Origin of the sequence: Rathayibacter sp. PhB186, from assembly GCF_003751825.1 — a bacterium.
GTDB lineage: Bacteria > Actinomycetota > Actinomycetes > Actinomycetales > Microbacteriaceae > Rathayibacter > Rathayibacter festucae.
The window spans coordinates 1-19,141 of record NZ_RJKO01000008.1; the positions used below are offsets into that span (position 1 = coordinate 1).

Genomic DNA, 19,141 nt, shown 5'->3' on the forward strand with positions numbered 1-19,141 from the left:
AGGACGGTCAGGCTTCTATCAAGTCATGACCAGCCGACCGGATGCTTACGGTGTCGCGGGGTTCGACAGTTCGAGATCCAGACAGCCCTGCCAGGAGTCAGATACGCAGACGAGTCAGAACCCCGCGACACACCAAGGCAATCACCGATACGCCCGCTGCGCGGGCTACTCGATCAGCATGGATGCGGCGGCTCCGCGCTCTGCTATCGGACTCGACCGGTGAGATCGAGGACTCGACGTGATGCAGCTGCTCTCCGTGCCGGTCCCCGCGCCCCCTGGTCAGAACCGCTCGGCGATGGTTACCATGTCGTGTCTCCTTCCGGATCTCGCGATCCGGTCGGATGACTTCACCGGGCCGGGTGGACACGACTGAACGGTCGTCGGACAGTGTCCTTCCAGGTCACTTCCCCCACCCGGTCCGGCCCTCCGATCCCTCTGGGCGCAGAGCGGATCAGCCGCAGGCGGCGGCGTATCGAGACCTGCGGGAGCGTGCCGTGCCGGAAGCGTGGCGTTGATGCTGCCGTTCGACACCGCACGACTCCGGTTCCGCGAAATGACCGCGGCGGACGTCGATCTCCTGGCCGGATTGCTCGGCGACGCGGAAGTGATGCGCTACTACCCGGCCTCGAAGACCCGCGCTGAGGCCGCCGACTGGATCGCCTGGAACCGGCGCAACTACGAGCGCGACGGCTTCGGGCTGTGGGTCATCGAGACCACGGACCGCGAGTTCGTGGGGGACTGCGGCCTGACCTGGCAGAGCGTCAACGGCGTCCCCGAGCTGGAGGTCGGCTACCACGTCCGCTCCTCCCTGCAGGGGCGGGGCTACGCCACGGAGGCCGCGACCGCGTGTCTCGAGCTGGCTCGACGGTGCGGCCTCGCGGAACGCCTCGTGGCGATCATCCATCCCGAGAACAGCGCCTCCCAGCGCGTCGCCGAGAAGATCGGGCTCCGCATCGCCGGTGAGGACCGCGACGGCGGCCCGCTGGTGCGGATCGTCCTCGCGACTCCGCTCGACGGGTCCCGGTCCCGTCCCGAGGAGGGTTGAGAGGCCGGAGAACGGTTCGGCCTCAACTGCGCGGCCGAGGTCGTCCGGTGGGTGGATCTCGATACGCGCCCTGCGGGCGCTACTCGATCAGCATGCTGTGGCGGCTGCCACGCCTCCGGCTGCTGCGAACGCGACGGCGACTTCGGCTGCCGCGGCTGCTGCGCTTCCTGCGCCTGCTGCTACGCCGGCTGCGGATGCTGCACCTGCTCGACGACCTGCTGAACGGTCGGCGGCCCTCTCATGCTGGTCGAGTAGCCGCGCAGCGGCGTATCGAGACCCGGGGAACCGGATCGCCCTGGCGTTTCGATTCCGCAGTGGCCGGGGCTAGAGGCGGTCGGCGAGGGCCGCGATGAGGGCCGCGCGGTCCTCGCGGAGGATCGAGGCGCCCGCGCCGGGGATCGTGCGGACCTCCGCGCCGTGGTCGGCGAGCACATCACCGAGCGAGGAGTGGCCCAGCGGGTCCTCCGGCAGCACGGCGAGCGTCGGGACGGGGAACGACTCGGGCGCGTCGGCCGCTCCGCGCGCCGTCAGTCCGGCCGCGGACTCCGGGTCCCAGAGCGCGTGCGCCGAGACGTCGAGCTCGATCTGCTCGTCGGTCCAGATCGGGTGGCGGTGGCGCAGGTCGTCGGCGTCGCCCTTCTCGACGTGCGCGATCGAGCCGCCGCGGCGCAAGGCGCTGCCGAGCCCCTTCGCGTCGGAGAAGGCGGGGTCGAGCAGGATCAGCCGCTCGGCGCAGTACTCCGGGGCGAGCCGCGCGGCGACGACGGCGCCGAGGCCGTGGCCGATCACCAGGTCGGGCGACTGCAGGACCGAGGCGCGCACGTCCTCCGCCCAGTGGCCGACGGAGTAGGCGGGCGACTTCGGCGAGCCGCCGTGCCCGGCGAAGTCGGGCGCGACGACGCGGTAGCCGTGCTCGTGCAGCGTCGGCACCAGGGCGTACCAGACGCGCGAGTCCGTGCCGAGGCCGTGCAGCAGCAGGGCGATCTTCTCGCCGGAGCCGCCGTAGTCGCGGACGTGCAGCTCGAGCGGCTCGGCACCGGCCGCGAGCGCCTTCCGCTCCGCCTTCGTCGGCGGGAGCACGAAGACGTTCCCGAACTCGCGCGGGGCCGGACCGAACGCGTCCCGCGCGCTCTGCACGACCTTGCGGCCGAGCATCGCGTTGCCGACGCCGCCCAGCGCGGCACCGATCCCGAACGGCATCGCCCGCCCGACCAGCCCGGCGCCCTGCTGCGCGAGGAAGTGCTTGGCGAACGACTTCTTCGCCCGGTCGGCCAGCTCGCCCACGAGGAACGACGGCAGCCCCTTGGTCACCACCGAGCCCCAGTACTGGTTCATCCCGGTGCTGGTGCCGGTCGCGTGCCCGGCGACCTGGCGCACCAGCTCGCTGCCGGAGGAGCCCATCATCAGCGTGAGCACGAGGGCGCGGGCGCGGTCCGGGTCCTCGAGGCGGATGCCGTGCACCTCGGTGACCGACTGCGCGAAGAGGGCGCTCGCCTCGAGGAAGCCGATCGCCCCGGCGCCGGAGAGCGCGACGGATGCGGCGGTGCCGATCCCGGGGACGACCGCGGTCGCTCCGATGGCCGCGCCGCCGGCAGCGACGCTGGAGAGGTACTGGCGCTCGAGCGAGGTGATCAGCTGCTCGGGAGTCGCGTTCGGCCGGCGGCGCCGCAGCGCCCGGATGTTCGCGAGGACCGCGGGCCGCTGGACGGCGAGGACGCGGTCCAGGATCCGGGCCAGCTGCGCGTTCTCGACGTCGGCGGTGCCGGCCTGCTCGAGCTCGTCGCGGTCCTTGCGGTCCTTCTTCGAGGACATGTCTGCACTCCTGCGTCGTGAGGTCCCGCGCGTCGCGCTGTCACGACGAGCACCGGGCCGTGCGGCTCGGACTGCCGGTCACTCCGCGGCGGGCTGCGCTTTCGGCGCGTAGTCCTCAGAATACCGGGCGAGAACCTGATCGATCGGTGCGTCGAGGACCAGCGCGCCCTTGTCCAGGTAGAGCCCGCGGGTGCAGAAGCGGCGGAGGTCGCGCTCGTTGTGCGAGACGAAGAAGAGCGTCCGGCCGGCCGCGAGCAGCTCCTCGATCCGGGCGTAGCACTTCTCGCGGAACGCCTTGTCGCCCACCGCGAGCACCTCGTCGACCAGGATGATCGGCTCCTCGAGCCGCGACACCACCGAGAACGCGATCCGCACCTTCATCCCGCTGGAGAGGTGCTTGTACGGGGTGTCCAGGAAGTCGCCGATCTCGGCGAACTCGATGATCGAGTCGAACCGGTCGTCGACCTCGCGCTTGGACATGCCGTGCAGCCCGGCGGTCAGGTAGACGTTCTCGCGGACGCTGAGGTCGGCGACGAAGCCGCCGGTGATCTCGATCAGCGGGGCGACGCCGCCGCGCACCTCGACCACGCCCTCGTCCGGCAGCACGACCCCGGCGACGAGCTTCAGCAGCGTCGACTTGCCCTGGCCGTTCCGGCCGACGACGCCGATCGCCTCGCCCGCGTGCACCCGGACGTCGAGGCCGCGCAGGGCCCAGAACTCGCCGGGTCGCGAGCGTCGCGTCCCGCGGGAGAAGAGGTCCTTGAAGGAGCGACGGCCGCGGCGGTTCCGCCGGAACCGGATCCCGAGTCCCCGGCACTCGATCACGACGGGGGCCTCGCCGCCGGGGCGCTCGTCAGCGGAGGACACGCTCACAGCTCCTTCAGCACCGCGCGCTCGGAGCGGCGGAAGACGATCAGGCCGAGACCGAGCACGAGGAACGAGATCAGCACGGAGGTGAGGATGAGCGGCAGGTCGAGCTCGCTCGCGAAGAAGGTGGAGCGGTAGAGCGCGAAGATCCCGCTGAGGGGGTTCAGCGCGGCCCACGGCCGGATCGCATCGGGCAGGTTCGCCGTCGAGTAGATGATCGGCGAGGCGTAGAAGAGGAAGCGCAGCACCAGCTTGATCGCGCGCTCGAGGTCGCGGAAGAACACCACGAGCGGAGCGACCAGCAGGCCGACGCCGAGCGTGAGCACGCCCTGCAGCAGGATCGCGAGCGGGAAGAGCAGGATCGCCGGCGTCACTCCCGCTCCCGCGACGACCGCGAAGAGCACGAGCACCGGCAGACTCGCCACGAACTCGATGCCCTTGGACAGCACGATCCGGCCGACCCAGATGGTGCGCGGGATCGACGTCGAGCGCACGAGCTTCGCCTCGCGGAGGAAAGCCCGCGTCGCGTCGGAGGTCGCCTGGTTGAACCACATCCACGGCAGCAGACCCGCGAGCAGGAAGACGATGTACGGGTCCTCGCCGACGGTGCGCTGGAAGACGACGGTGAAGACGAAGTAGTAGATGCCCGACATGACCAGCGGGTCGAGCACCGACCACACGTAGCCGAGCGCGCTGGTGGCGTACCGGACCGTGAGGTCGCGCTTGGTCAGCAGCCAGAGCGAGTGCCGGTAGCGCCAGGCCCGCGAGCGGTGCGGACGCAGGGCGGTCGCACCGGCGTCGACGCGTGCGGGGCTGGTCACGGCAGGCGACTCCTCTCGACCGGCTCGGATCGAGCCGGACGAGACGCGAGCCTCAGACGAAGAGGTTCGCCCGCTCGAGATCCTCGGCGAAGTCCACCTCGACGGCGTAGAGGTCGGAGATGTCCATCGGCTCGACGAGCAGTCTGTCCTGCTCGATCGCCAACTCTATTCCACGCTCGAAGTAGTCCTGGGCGTCGACCCGGGCCAGCTGGCGGATGAGCGCCGGCTTGTCCGCGGCCGAGACGTAGTTGATCCCGACGGCCTCGCCGAGACCGCGCTTGACGGTCTTGGACAGCTCGTCGATGTAGCCCTCGGCGCTGGTCGTGTACTTGACCTCCTCGTCGGACACCTTCGCGGTGTTGACGGTGACGAAGGAGACGTCCTTCGCGATGAGGTCCGCGGTGCGGTCGAGGATGCGCGGGTCGAAGACGACGTCGCCGTTCATCCAGAGCACGCCGCCCTGGCCGGAGGCCTGCAGCGCGCGGAGGAGGCTCTTCGAAGTGTTGGTCTGGTCGTACTGCTCGTTGTAGACGAACGTCGCCGAGGGGAACGCCTCGATGATGTGCTCGAGCTTGTAGCCGACGACGATGCTCACCGGCACCTTCGTGCCGAAGGCGTGGTGGATGTTGTCGAACTGCTGCTGCATGATCGTGCGGCCGTCGCTCAGCGGCGTCAGCGGCTTCGGCAGGGAGCGGCCGAGCCGGCTGCCCATGCCTGCGGCGAGGATGACGACGGAGGCGGGCGCACCGGTGGAGCCGCCGGCGGGGGCGGTCGGGAAGGGCTTGCTCGTCATGTGTTCTCCTCGCGTCGATCGCGGCGGAACGGTGTGTTCACCGCCGCGTAGCGATCCTTAACCGGCGTGCAGCGACCTGATCGCTTCCTGGGTCGCCACTTAGTGTACTGTGCACGCCTTCGAAGGCCAGGGGTTGCCAGGAGCCGTGTCGGCGAGACGGATCCCAGGCTCCTCTCCACAGGGCCCGGCGCGCCCCGTCCCCGTCCGGAGCGACTTGGTACCGTAGCCGGATGACGTCCGCGACGAACGCCGAGGAATCCGAGCGCGACGGCGCTCCGCCCGCCGAGTCGCCGACTCCCGCAGAATCGTTCGCGACCGAGACCGCGGATCCGGCCGCTCCCGCGCGGACGGCCGAACCCGCGCGGACGACCGACCCCTCGCCGCAGCCCGAGAACGCCCAGCCCGCCGACCCCGAGCACCCCGTCGTCTTCGAGCTGCACGCCCTCACCCGCACCTTCGGGCGCACGGTGGCGGTCGACCGCATCGACCTCGCCGTCCGCGCCGGCACCTTCTACGGGATCATCGGCCCGAACGGCGCGGGCAAGACCACGACCCTGTCGATGATGACCGGCCTCCTCCGCCCCGACACCGGCCGCGTGCTCGTGCACGGCGTCGACGTCTGGAAGGACCCGCGCGCCGCGAAGCCGCTGATCGGCGTCCTGCCCGACCGCCTGCGCCTGTTCGACCGCCTCACCGGCGCGCAGTTCCTCTACTACTCCGCCGCGCTGCGCGGGATCGACCGGAAGACCGCCAAGCAGCGCACGGTCGAGCTCGCGGAGGCGCTCGGCCTGACCGACGCGCTCGAGCGCCTGATCTCCGACTACTCGGCCGGCATGGCCAAGAAGGTCGCGCTGGCCGGCGCCATGATCCACGCGCCGCGCGTCCTGGTGCTCGACGAGCCGTTCGAGTCGGTCGACCCGGTCTCCTCCGCGGCCGTGATCACCGTCCTGCGCCGCTTCGTCGCGGGCGGCGGCACCGTCGTCCTCTCCAGCCACGGCCTCGACTTCATCGAGCGCGTCTGCGACGACGTCGCCGTGATCGTGGGCGGCAAGGTCCTCGCCGCCGGATCCGTCGAGGAGGTCGCCGGCACCGCGACGCTCGAGGAGCGCTTCCTCGAGCTCGCGGGCGGCAAGCAGATCGCCGAGGGGCTGCAGTGGCTGCACGACTTCTCCGGCTGAGGCTCGACGTCCTGCTCGGCGCCTTCCGCTCGGGCGCACGGCACACGGGCGGTGCCCTGCTCGGAGTGCTCGTCGTCGTCGTGGCGACCGCGGCGCTCCTGGCCGGTCTCGGCACGCTCGACCCCGGTTCCTGGCTCGCGGACGACGCCGTCGTCGCCGGGGGAGCGGTCCTGACGCTCGGCTTCCTGGTGCTCCCGTTCCTGCTCGGGCCGAAGGATCCGATGGACCCGCGGGCCTTCCGGCTCTTCGGCATCCCGAGCGGCCGGCTCGCGGCCGCTCTCGCGCTGGCCGGGCTCGTCTCCCTCCCCGTGCTCGCGCTCGTCGTGCTGGGTGCGGCGTCGATCCGGCTCTTCCCGGGCGCCGGACTCCTCGCTGTGCTCGGCCCGCTGCTCGGCGTGCTGACCGCGGCGCTGCTGGCCAGGATCGGCCTCGCCGCCTCGTCGGCGCTGGTGCCCTCCCGCACCGCGCGGGAGCTGCTCGCGGTGCTCGGCCTCGTCCTCCTGCTCACCGCGCCGGTCGCGCTCGTGCTCACCACCGGACTCGACTGGGGCGGCGAGGGCTCTGAGGCGCTGGAGCGGCTCGCCGCCGTCCTCGCGCCGACCCCCTTCGGCGCCGCCTGGGCGATCGCGCCGAGCGCGGCCTCCGGGGCGGTCGCCGGCCCGCTGCTGACCGCTCTGCTCACCCTCGTCGTCGCCGGGGCGCTCTGGTGGCTGGTCGTCCGCGCGCTGACCGTCCGCCCCGAGCGCACCTCCCGGCCGCCGCGCGGGCTCCGCCTGGGCTGGTTCGACGTCCTCGGCGGCAGCCGCACCGGTGCCATCGCCGCGCGCAGCACGACCTACTGGCTCCGGGACCCCCGCTACCAGGCGTCGCTCGTCGCGGTCCCGCTGCTCCCGGTGCTCGCCGTGGTGCTCCTGGCCCTGGTGGGCGTGCCGTTCCCGCTGCTCTCGCTGCTGCCCGTCCCGCTCGTCGCGCTCTTCCTCGGCTGGTTCCTGCACAACGACGTCGCCTACGACGGCTCGGCCTTCTGGCTGCACGCCGCCGCCGGGGTGCGCGGCTGGTCGGACCGCCTCGGCCGCGCCTTCCCGACGCTGCTGCTCGGCCTGCCGGTCGTCGTGCTCGGCTCGCTCGTCAGCAGCGCCACCTCCGGCCTCGACGGTGCGCTGCCGGTCCTGCTCGCGGTGAACGCCGCGCTGCTCCTGGTGCCCGCGGGGGTCGCGAGCGCTCTCTCCGCGCGGCTCGCCTACCCGGCGCCGCGTCCCGGCGACAGCGCCTTCGTCCAGCCGCAGGCGCCGGGAGCGAGCGGGGCCGGCTCGCAGGCGCTCGCGTTCGGCCTCGGGCTGCTGCTCTCGGCGCCGGCCGTCGTGCTGGCGGTGCAGACCCTGTTCTTCGAGGGCGACCGGGACCAGGCGATCCTCGCGGGCCTCGGCAGCGCGGTCGGCGTCTTCGCCCTGGGCGTGCTGCTCGGCGGCTTCCTGTTCGACCGCCGCGCGGCCGAGCTGGTCTCGTTCACCAGCCGCTACTGAGCCTCAGCGGGCCCCGCCCCCTCCCGCGCTCCGAGCGTAGGATCGGAGCCATGACGTCCCGTTTCGAGAACAGCAGCACCGACCCCCTCGAGGGAGGCGGAGGAACCGCCACCCTCGACCGCGAACTCGAGGAGCTCCTCAACCAGGAGACGATCGAGCCGGGCGACCACGAGCGCTTCTCCCACTACGTCCCGAAGGACAAGATCCTCGAGAGCGCGATGACCGGCAAGCCCGTCCGCGCCCTCTGCGGCAAGAAGTGGCTGCCGGGCCGCGACCCGGAGAAGTTCCCGGTCTGCCCCTCCTGCAAGGAGATCTACGCCCGGATGAAGTAGGGCGCGCAGCCCGGCCCCCTCGGGAGCCGGGCTGGTCCCGTTCTGGGACCGTTCCGCTCAGGGACCGGTCCGCTCAGGCGTAGCGGGTCGGGATCACCGGGTCGCCGCGGCCGAGACGCAGCGCGTCCTGCGGCAGCTCGAGCACGGCGTTCGCCCGGTGCTCGCGCGCAGCGACGACACCCGTCGCACCGAGGTACTCCTCGCGGATCCGGCCGTCCTCGATCAGCGGCACCAGCAGCGCGCGCTCGTCCTCGCCGACCGCGCCCTCGGGCCCGGCTCCCACGTGCACGACCTCCTCGACGGCGACGCCGTCCTCGGTCAGACGCCGCCCTGCGGACTTGCGTCCGCCGATGGAGGCCTTGGCCGCCGACTTCTTGGCGACGGAGACCCACTCGCCCGCGTCGTCCTCGTGCGCGACGAGCTTGTAGACCATGCCCGCGGTGGGGTGGCCGGAGCCGGTCGCGACCGAGGTGCCCACGCCGTAGGAGTCGACGGGGGAGGCGGCGAGCGCCGCGATGCCGTACTCGTCCAGGTCGTTGGTGACGGTGATCTTCGTGCCGGTGGCGCCGAGCTCGTCCAGCTGGGCGCGGACCGCGGCGACCTGCTGGGGGAGGTCGCCCGAGTCGATCCGCACGGCTCCGAGCGAGGTGCCCGCGACGCGGACCGCGAGGTCCACCGCGGCGGTGACGTCGTAGGTGTCGACGAGGAGGGTCGTGCCCGGTCCGAGCGCGGCGACCTGCGCGCGGAAGGCGTCCTCCTCGGAGTCGTGCAGCAGAGTGAACGCGTGCGCGGAGGTGCCCATCGTCGGCACGCCCCAGCTGCGACCCGCCTCGAGGTTCGAGGTCGCCCCGAAGCCGGCGATGTGGGCGGCACGCGCGGCGGCGACGGCCGAGCGCTCGCCGGCCCGGCGCGAGCCCATCTCGGCCAGCGGCCGGCCGTCGGCGGCCGAGACCATCCGGGCCGCGGCGCTCGCCACGGCGCTGTCGTGGTTGAGCACGCTCAGCACCAGCGTCTCGAGCAGCACGCCCTCGGCGAAGGGCGCCTCGACGATCAGCACGGGGGAGCCGGGGAGGTAGACCTCGCCCTCGCGGTAGCCCCACATGTCGCCCTGGAAGCGGTAGTCGGCCAGCCAGTCCAGGGTGCGCGCGTCGACGACGCGGTTCTCCCGCAGCCAGTCGAGCTCGGCGTCGCCGAAGCGGAAGCGCGAGATCAGCTCGAGCAGGCGGCCGGTGCCGGCGAGGATCCCGTAGCGGCGCCCCGGCGGGAGGCTGCGGGCGAACACCTCGAACATGCAGCGCCGGTCGGCGGTGCCGCTGCCGAGAGCGCCCTCGACCATCGTCAGCTCGTAGCGGTCGGTGAGGAAGGCCGTCGCGTCCATCCGACCAGTGTTCCATGCACCGTTCCCTGCACGGGGCACCCTCCCCGGGCGCGGGTAGGCTCTTCCTCCGTGACGGACGCACCCCTCGGCATCTTCGACTCCGGCGTCGGCGGACTCACCGTCGCCCGCGCCGTGATCGACCAGCTGCAGAACGAGTCGATCGTCTACCTCGGCGACACCGCGCACTCGCCCTACGGGCCCAAGCCCCTCGCCGACGTCCGCGCCTACGCCCTGGACACCCTCGACACGCTGGTCGACCAGGGCGCGAAGCTGCTGGTGATCGCCTGCAACACGGCCTCGGCCGCGATGATGCGGGACGCGCGCGAGCGCTACACGACCGGCCGCGGCATCCCGGTGATCGAGGTCATCCAGCCGGCCGTCCGCAGCGCCGTCCGCGACACCCGCAACCGCCGCGTCGGCGTGATCGGCACCGTCGGGACGATCCGCTCGCGCGCCTACGACGACGCCTTCGTCGCCGCACCGGACCTCGAGCTGGTCACCGCCGCCTGCCCGCGCTTCGTCGAGTTCGTCGAGGCCGGCGTCACCTGGAGCGACGAGCTGCTGGCGCTCGCCGAGGAGTACCTCGCGCCGATGAAGCAGGCGGGCGTCGACACCCTCGTGCTCGGCTGCACGCACTACCCGCTGCTGCGCGGCGCCATCGCCTACGTGATGGGGCCCGACGTCCGGCTGGTCTCGAGCGCCGAGGAGACCGCCCTCGACGTCTACCGCACGCTGGTGGCGCACGGCCTGCAGCGCACCGCCGCCGCCCCGCCGACCTACCGCTGGGAGGAGACCGGCTCGAGCGACTTCGTCCGCCTCGCCCGGCGCTTCCTCGGCCCCGAGGTCTCGAGCGTCGACCTCGTCGAGACCGGCACGATCAACCTGCGCGAGCTCGACCGGGCCGCGCGCCGCACGACTCCAGGGAGACCCGAGTGACCGACAGCACCGCCGCCCAGCCCGCCACCGCCCAGCCGACCGTCAAGCGCAAGGACGGCCGCGCGCCCGACGAGCTGCGTGCGATCACCATCGAGCGCGGCTGGAGCACCCAGGCCGAGGGCTCCGCGCTGATCTCCTACGGGAACACCAAGGTGCTCTGCACCGCGTCCTTCACCAACGGCGTCCCGCGCTGGCTGCAGGGCAAGGGCAAGGGCTGGGTCACCGCGGAGTACGCGATGCTGCCCCGCGCCACCAACTCCCGGATGGACCGCGAGGCCGTCAAGGGCAAGGTCGGCGGGCGCACCCACGAGATCTCCCGGCTGATCGGCCGGAGCCTCCGCGCGGTCGTCGACACGAAGGCGCTCGGCGAGAACACGATCGTGATCGACTGCGACGTCCTCCAGGCGGACGGCGGCACCCGCACCGCGGCGATCACCGGCGCGTACGTGGCGATGGTCGACGCGATCGAGTGGGCCCGCGGCAAGAAGTACGTCGGCCAGAAGGCCCAGCCGCTGATCGACAGCCTGTCGGCGGTCTCCGTCGGCATCATCGACGGCGTCCCGATGCTCGACCTCGCGTACGTCGAGGACGTGCGCGCGGAGACCGACATGAACGTCGTCGTCACCGGCCGCGGCCTCTTCGTCGAGGTGCAGGGCACCGCCGAGGGCGCCCCCTTCGACCGCCGCGAGCTCGACGCGCTGCTCGACCTCGCGGTCGGCGGCGCGGCCGACCTGGCCCGCTTCCAGACCGAGGCGCTCGCCGCGGGGCAGGACGCGTGAGCCTCGACCTCGTCCTCGCCACCCACAACGCGGGCAAGGTCGAGGAGTTCCGGGCGATGCTGGCCGGCGCGCTGCCGGGCGTCGGCGTCCGCGCCTACGACGGGCCGGAGCCGGTCGAGGACGGCGTCACCTTCACCGAGAACGCGCTGATCAAGGCGCGGGCCGCGGCGGCGCACACCGGCCTCGTCTCGCTCGCCGACGACTCCGGCCTCTGCGTCGACGTGCTCGGCGGCTCGCCGGGTATCTTCTCGGCACGCTGGTCCGGCCGCGCGCACGATGCGGTCGCCAACTACGAGCTGCTGCTCGCGCAGCTGGCCGACGTGAAGCCGGAGCACCGCGGAGCGCATTTCGTCTGCACGATCGCGCTGGTCGTCCCCGAGTCGGTCCTGCCCGGCGGCCGCGAGATCGTGGTCGAGGGCCGCTGGGACGGCGCGATCGCCACGGGCCCGCGCGGCACCAACGGCCACGGCTACGACCCGGTCTTCGTCCCCGCTCACTCGGCCCTCTCGGCCGCCGAGATCGCCCCCGCCGAGAAGAACGCCCGCAGCCACCGCGCCCGGGCCTTCACCGCCCTCCGAACCGAGCTGACCGCCCTGGCGACCACCCTCTCCTGATCGGGGGCGCAGCCTCCCGACCGCGAGATGCCACTTGTGCACGCTCGACACGGCGTGTCGCGTGCACAAGTGGCATCTCGCGGGAGGGGCCGTGCTCGCTGCGGGTCAGTGCTTGCGGCGCTCGTCGTCGACGGCGGTGGGGTCGAGGACGAGGGCGCTCGCCTCCGACGCGTCGGTGTCCTTGTCGGCGGCGAGCCTGGCCTTGCGGCGCTGCTGGAAGAAGTGGAACGCGGTCGGGATGATCGCGAGGGCCACGGCGCCGATCAGGATCACGTCGATGTAGTGCGAGACGAAGTCGGCGACGGGCGGGATGAAGGCGAGCAGCCAGCCGATCAGCGTCACGCCGCTGCCCCAGATCAGGGCGCCGATGGCGTTGTACAGGCTGTACTTGCGGTAGTTCATGTGGGCGACACCGGCGGCGATCGGCGCGAAGGTGCGGACGATCGGCACGAATCGCGCGAGGATCACGGCGAGGCCGCCGAAGCGCTCGAAGAAGGCGTTGGTGCGCTTGACGTTCTCGACGCTGAAGAGGCCCGACTCCTTGCGCTCGAAGATGCGCGGGCCGGCCTTGTGCCCGATCAGGTAGCCGACCTCGCCGCCGAGGAACGCCGAGAAGCCGACCGCGAGGCAGATCAGCCAGATCGGGACGCCCAGCCCGCCGTTGGAGGCGTTCTCGTGAGCGAGCAAACCCGTGATGATCAGCAGGGTGTCGCCGGGGAAGAGGAAGCCGATCAGCAGGCCGGTCTCGGCGAAGACGATCAGGCAGACGACCAGCACGCCCCACGGACCGAAGGAGGTGAGGATCGTCTCCGGGTCCAGCCAGGGGATCAGGGCGGCGTGGTTCAACGGTTCTCCAGTCGATCAGTGCCGTGCGGCCGGCCGACGCCGCAGCCGATCCTCGGTCTGCGGCGGCTCGACCGCGCTCACTGTACCGGCGAAACCGGGAAGACGGCCGGGGCGGCCCCCGAAGGTGGCGTGCCACGCCGGTCGCTCCGGTCACCCCTGGTGCGGAAGGTGGGACTCGAACCCACATGCCTCTCGGCACAGGAACCTAAATCCTGCGTGTCTGCCATTCCACCACTCCCGCGTGCGCGCTCCAGTGTAGGAGGGGAGCGCGAGCAGGGGCCTGCGCGGAGACCGCCTGGCCGCCAGGTGCGCTGCGGGTCAGGTGCGCGGGCGCCGGTGCGGCAGGTACCGCGGGATCCAGCGCGAGAGCGCGGCGGCACCGGCCAGCCCGAGCACGCCCATCGCCCCCGCAGCGAACGGCAGCGAGACCGCCGCGGTCAGCGCGGACACCGCGATCGGCGCCGCCGCATTGCCCGCGTCGCCGGTGAAGCGGAACGCGCCGAGGAAGGGCGCGGGATCCTTCGGCGGCGCGAGATCCGCGGCGATCGTCATCAGGATGCCCGAGCCGATCCCGTTCGCCACCGCGAGGACGCAGGCCACCGCGATGAACCAGGGCACCGGGTCGGCGGCGAGGAGCGTCGCCACGAGCAGCAGGTGCCCGACCCCGAGGCCGATCATCGACGGGATCGCCGTGGCCCCGCGGCCGAAGCGGTCCATCACCTGCCCGCCCGCGTAGAAGAGGGCGAAGTCGAGGGCCCCGGCGATGCCGATGATGATCGCGGTGTCGGTCTCGGCGAGGCCGAGGCTGACCGCCCAGAGCGGGAGGATCAGCGTCCGGCTCGCGCGCAGGGCGCCGATCACGGCGGCACCGGAGCCCATCCGCGCGAGCACGCCGCGGTGCGTGCGGAGGGTGCGGACCAGGCCGGGGGAGGACTCCGGCACGGCCGCGGCCGCGGCTTCGGCAGCGGAGTCGAGCGCGGGGTCGGCGGCGGCGGAGGCGGCCGCCGCGCGGCGCAGCACCGTCGCCGGGTCCGGCACGAGCAGCAGCACGACGACCGCGGCCACGCAGCAGGCGATGTGCACCCAGAAGATCGACTCGACCGAGCCGCTGAGGTGCACGACCCCCGCCGCGAGGAACGGGCCGATCAGCCAGCCCGCGCGGAACACCCCCGCGAGCGAGGACAGCGCCCGCGCCCGGTGGCTGATCGGGACGAACGAGGTCATGAAGGCGTGCCGGGCGAGCGCGAAGACCGCTGTCGCGAGGCCGATCAGGAAGACGCCCACGGTCAGAGTCACCCACGAGGTGGAGACGAGGCAGATCGCCAGGCCGAGGATCGAGGCGGCCGAGGCGCCGAGCATCGCACCGCGCTCGCCGATCCGCGAGACGATCCAGCCGCTCGGGATGTCGCCCGCGAGCTCGCCGATCATGATCATGCCCGCGACGAGGCCGGCGATCGCCAGCGTCGCCCCGAGGTCGCCGGCGACGGCGGGGAGGAGGGGGATGATCGCGCCCTCGCCGACCGAGAAGAGCAGCGTCGGCAGGAAGGTGGAGAGCAGGAGGGGCCCGACGGGGAAGGGGCGCTCGGCGGTGCTGCTCACCAGCCCCATCCTAAGCGCCGCCCGGGCGGCCGCCCGCGGCGACCCCCGGCGCCCCCGGTAGTCTGGAGCCACCATGCTGGACAACGACTTCACCGAGCAGATCACTGCTCTCCGCTCCACCTTCTCCGACATCCTCGCCGTCATCGACGTCGCCGAGCTCCGCTCGAAGATCGAGGAGCTGAACGAGCAGGCGGGCGTCCCCGACCTCTGGGACGACACCGACAACGCGCAGAAGGTGACCAGTGCGCTGAGCCACCGCCAGTCCGAGCTCGCCCGGATCACCGCGATCGAGCGCCGCCTGGACGACCTCGAGGTCCTGGTCGAGATGGCCAACGAGGCCGACGACGCGGAGTCCGAGCAGGAGGCGATCGCCGAGCTCGACGCCCTGCAGAAGACCATGGGCGAGCTCGAGGTGCAGACCCTCCTCGACGGCGAGTACGACGACCGCCCCGCCGTCATCACCATCCGCGCGGGAGCCGGCGGCGTCGACGCCTCCGACTTCGCCGAGATGCTGATGCGGATGTACCTCCGCTGGGCCGAGAAGCACAAGTACCCCGCGACCGTGATGGACGCGAGCTACGCGGAGGAGGCCGGCATCAAGTCCGCCACCTTCCAGATCGACGCGCCCTACGCCTTCGGCACCCTCTCCGTCGAGGCCGGCACCCACCGTCTCGTGCGGATGAGCCCCTTCGGCGCCGCGGGCAAGCGCCAGACGTCCTTCGCCGCGGTCGAGGTCATCCCGCTGATGGAGGAGGCCGGCGCGATCGAGATCCCGGACAACGACATCCGCGTCGACGTCTTCCGCTCCTCCGGCCCCGGCGGCCAGTCGGTCAACACGACCGACTCCGCGGTGCGCCTGACCCACCTCCCCACCGGCCTGGTCGTCTCGATGCAGAACGAGAAGAGCCAGATCCAGAACCGCGCGGCCGCCATGCGCGTGCTGCAGTCGCGCCTGCTGCTGCTGCAGAAGGAGCAGGAGGCCGCGACCAAGAAGGAGCTGGCCGGCAACATCACGGCGAGCTGGGGCGACCAGATGCGCAGCTACGTCCTCGCGCCGTACCAGATGGTCAAGGACCTCCGCACCGACCACGAGGTCGGCAACCCCTCGCACGTCTTCGACGGCGACCTCGACGGCTTCATCGCCGCGGGCATCCGCTGGCGCAAGTCCGCCTGACCGGCGGCGGCACGGCGCGAGCCGGGCCGGCCCCCTGCGCCCGGGAACCCCACTGGAGCACGGGCGCGAGGCGGAGCCGACGTTCCGCGAACCCGGAAGAGCCTGAGCGTCGACCGGTTCTACCCTGAGAACGTCTCGATCCGAGACTCTCTCAAGAAAGGTGGAACCATGTCGAAGACTTCTCTCCTGATCGCTGCCGGGGCCGGCGCCGTGCTCGCCCTCGCGGCAGCCGCTCCGGCACAGGCGGACCAGCCGATCGCCGGCCTCCCGCTGTCCTCCGAGACGTCGCTCTCCGACGCCCTCGGGGACGACATCGCGCTGCGACTCGGAGAGACCCCCGCGAACCCGCTCGCTCCCGCCCGAGCAGCGGACGTCGTCGGGGGTGCCTCTGCGGGAGCGGTCACCGGCGCCGGGCTCCGAGTCGACGGAGCCGCGCTGTTCGACGGCACCGAGCTGTTCGCGCTGGTCCTCGAGGACGAGTGGGCGTCCCTCACCGTGGCGGGCGACGTCGCGCTGCCCTCCGAGGAGACGGGCGCCGTCGTCGCGGGCGGTTCCGTCGCGGACGCCGCTGCCGTCGTCGACGCCGCCGCTCGCGTCGTTCCGACCGGGGCGGTCGACGGCGATCCGGGAGACGCCACCTCCGCCGATCGCCGGTGAGCACGCCTCCCCGTCGGCCCGCCGCTGAGCGGACCGGCGGGGAGACCCCCGGGGGCACTCCGGCCGAGCGCCCGGTGGGGCTCGTTCTCCTCGGGCTCGCTGCGCTCGGTGCGGCGGCGGCCGCGTTCGTCGTCGCGTCCGTCATCGGCAACCGGACCGGTGCGTTCGACGCCGTGCCGGACGAGGGATGGCGGGTCGGCTTCGCGGTGGCGTCGGCGCTCGCCGGTCTGCTGCTGCTCGGAGCCGCCGCGCTGCTCGGACGGGCCTGGGGTGCCGAGCGCGGGGGGAGCGCAGCCCCCGTGATCGCGACGACGGCGGCCGCGGCGGCGGTCTGCCTCCTCGTCGGGCTGTCGCTCGTCGGCGTCGGGACGGAGCCGGCGACGTCGATGCCGACTCCCGAGGCGCAGAGGGCGTCGTCGGCTCTCGCGATCGCTCTTCTCGCCTGCGCGACCGTCTCCGCGGGCTCCCTCGTCGTCGCTCTGGTGCGGCGGCCGGGGGAGTCGCGAGGCGTCTGACTCCCAGGTCGGGTCCGCCGAAGGGCCGGCCGCTCGGCGCGCCGGGCGGCCGGACGGGTCACTCTCCGGGATCGTCGCTTACCCTCGTACCGACATGATTCGCTTCGACAACGTCTCCAAGCAGTATCGGGGTGGCACGAGACCCGCCCTCAACGCCATCGATCTCGAGATCCTCCGGGGCGAGTTCGTCTTCCTCGTCGGCGCCTCCGGGTCCGGCAAGTCCAGCTGCCTCCGCCTGATCCTCAAGGAGGAGCGGCCCTCCTCCGGCTCGATCCACGTGCTCGGGCAGAACCTGGGCAAGATCTCGAGCCGCAAGGTCCCCTACTTCCGCCGCAACATGGGCGTGGTGTTCCAGGACTTCCGGCTCCTCCCGAACAAGTCGGTCTTCGACAACGTCGCCTTCAGCCTGCAGGTGATCGGCAAGTCGAAGGGCTACATCCAGGAGGCGGTCCCCGACACGCTCAAGATGGTGGGCCTCGCCGGCAAGGCCGCGCGCCTGCCGCACGAGCTCTCCGGCGGCGAGCAGCAGCGCGTGGCCATCGCCCGCGCCGTGGTCAACAAGCCCGCGGTCCTCCTCGCCGACGAGCCGACCGGAAACCTCGACCCGACGACCAGCGCCGGCATCATGGCGCTGCTCGAGCGGATCAACGCCGGCGGCACGACCGTGATCATGGCCACCCACGAGGCCGGCATCGTCGACCAGATGAAGCGCCGCGTCATCGAGCTCTCGGCCGGCAGCATCGTCCGCGACGAGAGCCGGGGCGGCTACGGCCAGACCGAGAGCATCACCGTCGTGCACGACGGCGTCGTGGTCGTCGCGGCCGACGACCACCCGACCACCACGTCCTCGATCGCCGTCCCCGTGATCACCGAGAGCGCCCTCGCGCCCGCGGAGGTCCCGGAGGTCGACCTGCGCCGCGCCCCGGCGCCCGCCGCCGCCGCGCCGGAGCTCCCCGAGCACGGCGCCGCGTTCGCGCGCCCGCGCCTGCAGCAGACCGCGCCGCAGCCCCGCGTCCCGGAGGGCCGCCGCTCGGCCGCCGCACCCGAGACCCACGTCGCTCCGGCGCGTCCCACCACCCAGTCGAACCCGGTCGTCCCGCCGCCGCCGCCCGCCCCGACCGAGGCGCCCGCCTCGCCGCGCGTGGTCGAGCTGCAGAGCCAGACCGGCCCGATCTACCTCCCCGCCGACACCGGGGCCCTCCCCGAGGAGTCGCTCGCGGCCCGCCTGGGGCTGCGCGCCCACGCCGGCGAGGGCGACGAGTCCGGGGACGACCAGCAGGATGTAGGACCCGTCAAGTGAGATACGCACTGATCTGGTCGGAGGTCTCGAGCGGCCTCCGGCGCAACGTCTCCATGGTCGTCTCGGTGATCCTGGTGACCTTCATCTCGCTCACCTTCGTCGGCACCGCGATCCTGCTGCAGATGCAGATCGGCCAGATGAAGAACTTCTGGTACGACAAGGCCCAGGTCGCGGTGTACATGTGCACCGCCACCTCCGGCGGCTCGAACTGCAGCGGCTCCGACGCGACGCAGGAGCAGATCGACACCGTCGAGTCGCAGCTCGCGGGCGCGACGCTCGCCCCCTACATCGACCGCTCCTACTTCGAGGACCACGACCAGGCCTACGCGAACTTCCAGGAGCAGTTCGCCGGGAACCCGGTCGCCGAGTACGTCACGCCCGACCTGCTCAACCAGACCTTCTGGATCAACCTGAAGGACCCGACGCAGTCGGACGTGCTCGTGGAGAGCCTGTCCAGCGTCTCGGGGGTCGAGAGCGTCACGGATCAGAAGCAGTACCTCGACCAGATCTTCTCGATCCTCAACGCGGCCAGCTACACGGCCATCGGCATCGCGGTGCTGATGCTCGTGGCGGCGGTGCTGCTGATCGCGACGACGATCCGATTGTCGGCGTTCTCGAGGAGACGGGAGCTGGGCATCATGCGGCTCGTGGGTGCCTCGAACCGGTTCATCCAGACCCCCTTCATCCTCGAGGGCGTGTTCGCGGCGCTGCTCGGCTCGATCCTCGCGGGGGTCGCGGTCGTGGCGATCGTGGTCTTCTTCGTGCAGGGGTTCCTCGCGTACCGGATCCCGCTGACGTCGTTCGTGGGCGTCGACGACGCGCTGATCGTGGTGCCGATCCTGATCGTGGTGGGGATCGTCCTCGCGGCGATCTCGGCCAACGTGGCGATCGCGCGGTACCTGCGGGTCTAGACCGCCCGGCGTACTCGGTCGCGTGCGGCCGTATACTGGTGGGCTGCCCCGATCGGGGCGG

The 19,141-nt window shown here is 72.2% G+C and carries 19 protein-coding genes and 1 tRNA gene; 12 read left to right on the plus strand and 8 right to left on the minus strand.

Annotated features, from left to right (window positions below; all coding sequences use genetic code 11):
* The first annotated feature begins 514 nt into the window (after positions 1 to 514).
* Complete coding sequence (locus EDF45_RS16915; protein ID WP_123737295.1) at positions 515 to 1,045, plus strand: GNAT family N-acetyltransferase; 531 nt, start codon at positions 515 to 517, stop codon at positions 1,043 to 1,045.
* A gap of 324 nt (positions 1,046 to 1,369) precedes the next feature.
* Here EDF45_RS16915 and EDF45_RS16920 read toward each other — a convergent pair whose 3' ends face one another.
* The 4 genes from EDF45_RS16920 to EDF45_RS16935 all read right to left on the minus strand — a co-directional run bounded on the left by EDF45_RS16920 (position 1,370) and on the right by EDF45_RS16935 (position 5,338).
* Positions 1,370 to 2,857 (minus strand): alpha/beta fold hydrolase, encoded by a 1,488-nt coding sequence (locus EDF45_RS16920; RefSeq protein WP_123737294.1) that lies wholly within the window; start codon positions 2,855 to 2,857, stop codon positions 1,370 to 1,372.
* Positions 2,858 to 2,935: 78 nt separating this feature from the next.
* The gene (locus tag EDF45_RS16925) at positions 2,936 to 3,724 is read right to left on the minus strand and encodes an ABC transporter ATP-binding protein (RefSeq protein WP_374204768.1); all 789 of its coding nucleotides are present in this window, start codon (positions 3,722 to 3,724) and stop codon (positions 2,936 to 2,938) included.
* A 2-nt stretch (positions 3,725 to 3,726) separates the two neighbouring features.
* Positions 3,727 to 4,545 carry an ABC transporter permease gene (locus EDF45_RS16930; RefSeq protein ID WP_397460059.1) on the minus strand — a complete coding sequence of 273 codons (819 nt, stop codon included), beginning with the start codon at positions 4,543 to 4,545 and terminating at the stop codon, positions 3,727 to 3,729.
* Between the two features lie 52 nt (positions 4,546 to 4,597).
* Entirely contained in the window at positions 4,598 to 5,338 is a 741-nt protein-coding gene (locus EDF45_RS16935) for an NTP transferase domain-containing protein (protein ID WP_123448011.1), read from the minus strand.
* A gap of 230 nt (positions 5,339 to 5,568) precedes the next feature.
* Between EDF45_RS16935 and EDF45_RS16940 the strand changes: the two genes are divergently transcribed.
* Genes EDF45_RS16940 through EDF45_RS16950 form a run of 3 tightly spaced genes read left to right on the plus strand, consistent with a single transcriptional unit; the run spans position 5,569 to position 8,371 of the window.
* On the plus strand, positions 5,569 to 6,516 hold the full coding sequence (locus EDF45_RS16940) for an ABC transporter ATP-binding protein (RefSeq protein WP_123737293.1): 948 nt from the start codon (positions 5,569 to 5,571) through the stop codon (positions 6,514 to 6,516).
* Positions 6,492 to 8,039, plus strand: a complete 1,548-nt coding sequence (locus EDF45_RS16945; RefSeq protein ID WP_123737292.1) for an ABC transporter permease — start codon at positions 6,492 to 6,494, stop codon at positions 8,037 to 8,039. Before EDF45_RS16940 ends, EDF45_RS16945 begins: the two co-directional genes overlap by 25 nt.
* 50 nt (positions 8,040 to 8,089) lie before the next feature.
* The gene (locus EDF45_RS16950) at positions 8,090 to 8,371 is read left to right on the plus strand and encodes a DUF3039 domain-containing protein (RefSeq protein ID WP_123448008.1); all 282 of its coding nucleotides are present in this window, start codon (positions 8,090 to 8,092) and stop codon (positions 8,369 to 8,371) included.
* Positions 8,372 to 8,444: 73 nt separating this feature from the next.
* Here EDF45_RS16950 and EDF45_RS16955 read toward each other — a convergent pair whose 3' ends face one another.
* Positions 8,445 to 9,749: a nicotinate phosphoribosyltransferase gene (locus EDF45_RS16955; protein WP_123737291.1), complete on the minus strand. Its 1,305-nt coding sequence runs from the start codon at positions 9,747 to 9,749 to the stop codon at positions 8,445 to 8,447.
* A 69-nt stretch (positions 9,750 to 9,818) separates the two neighbouring features.
* On the opposite strand from EDF45_RS16955, the gene murI reads away from it, so the two are divergent.
* Genes murI through rdgB form a run of 3 tightly spaced genes read left to right on the plus strand, consistent with a single transcriptional unit; the run spans position 9,819 to position 12,078 of the window.
* A complete protein-coding gene (gene murI / locus EDF45_RS16960) occupies positions 9,819 to 10,685 on the plus strand; it encodes a glutamate racemase (protein ID WP_123737290.1) in 867 nt (288 codons plus the stop codon).
* On the plus strand, positions 10,682 to 11,464 hold the full coding sequence (gene rph, locus EDF45_RS16965; RefSeq protein ID WP_123737289.1) for a ribonuclease PH: 783 nt from the start codon (positions 10,682 to 10,684) through the stop codon (positions 11,462 to 11,464). Before murI ends, rph begins: the two co-directional genes overlap by 4 nt.
* Positions 11,461 to 12,078, plus strand: coding sequence for an RdgB/HAM1 family non-canonical purine NTP pyrophosphatase (rdgB, locus tag EDF45_RS16970; RefSeq protein WP_123737288.1), 618 nt, complete (start codon positions 11,461 to 11,463; stop codon positions 12,076 to 12,078). The genes rph and rdgB overlap by 4 nt, the downstream gene beginning before the upstream one ends.
* A 105-nt stretch (positions 12,079 to 12,183) precedes the next feature.
* Here the strand turns inward: rdgB and EDF45_RS16975 are convergent, their stop codons facing one another.
* The 3 genes from EDF45_RS16975 to EDF45_RS16985 form a co-directional block, all read right to left on the minus strand.
* Positions 12,184 to 12,924 (minus strand): DedA family protein, encoded by a 741-nt coding sequence (locus EDF45_RS16975; protein WP_123737287.1) that lies wholly within the window; start codon positions 12,922 to 12,924, stop codon positions 12,184 to 12,186.
* 157 nt (positions 12,925 to 13,081) lie between these two features.
* Positions 13,082 to 13,165, minus strand: a tRNA-Leu gene (locus tag EDF45_RS16980).
* A 77-nt stretch (positions 13,166 to 13,242) separates the two neighbouring features.
* Positions 13,243 to 14,523, minus strand: a complete 1,281-nt coding sequence (locus tag EDF45_RS16985; protein WP_260312270.1) for an MFS transporter — start codon at positions 14,521 to 14,523, stop codon at positions 13,243 to 13,245.
* A 73-nt stretch (positions 14,524 to 14,596) separates the two neighbouring features.
* On the opposite strand from EDF45_RS16985, the gene prfB reads away from it, so the two are divergent.
* From prfB to ftsX, 5 genes are all read left to right on the plus strand, one after another.
* A complete protein-coding gene (gene prfB, locus EDF45_RS16990; protein ID WP_123737285.1) occupies positions 14,597 to 15,697 on the plus strand; it encodes a peptide chain release factor 2 in 1,101 nt (366 codons plus the stop codon).
* Between the two features lie 168 nt (positions 15,698 to 15,865).
* Positions 15,866 to 16,354: a hypothetical protein gene (locus EDF45_RS16995; RefSeq protein WP_123737284.1), complete on the plus strand. Its 489-nt coding sequence runs from the start codon at positions 15,866 to 15,868 to the stop codon at positions 16,352 to 16,354.
* A gap of 74 nt (positions 16,355 to 16,428) precedes the next feature.
* On the plus strand, positions 16,429 to 16,869 hold the full coding sequence (locus EDF45_RS17000) for a hypothetical protein (protein ID WP_123737283.1): 441 nt from the start codon (positions 16,429 to 16,431) through the stop codon (positions 16,867 to 16,869).
* 94 nt (positions 16,870 to 16,963) lie between these two features.
* The gene (ftsE, locus tag EDF45_RS17005; RefSeq protein WP_123737282.1) at positions 16,964 to 18,169 is read left to right on the plus strand and encodes a cell division ATP-binding protein FtsE; all 1,206 of its coding nucleotides are present in this window, start codon (positions 16,964 to 16,966) and stop codon (positions 18,167 to 18,169) included.
* Positions 18,166 to 19,080, plus strand: coding sequence for a permease-like cell division protein FtsX (gene ftsX, locus EDF45_RS17010; RefSeq protein ID WP_123737281.1), 915 nt, complete (start codon positions 18,166 to 18,168; stop codon positions 19,078 to 19,080). Before ftsE ends, ftsX begins: the two co-directional genes overlap by 4 nt.
* The last annotated feature ends 61 nt before the right edge of the window (positions 19,081 to 19,141 follow it).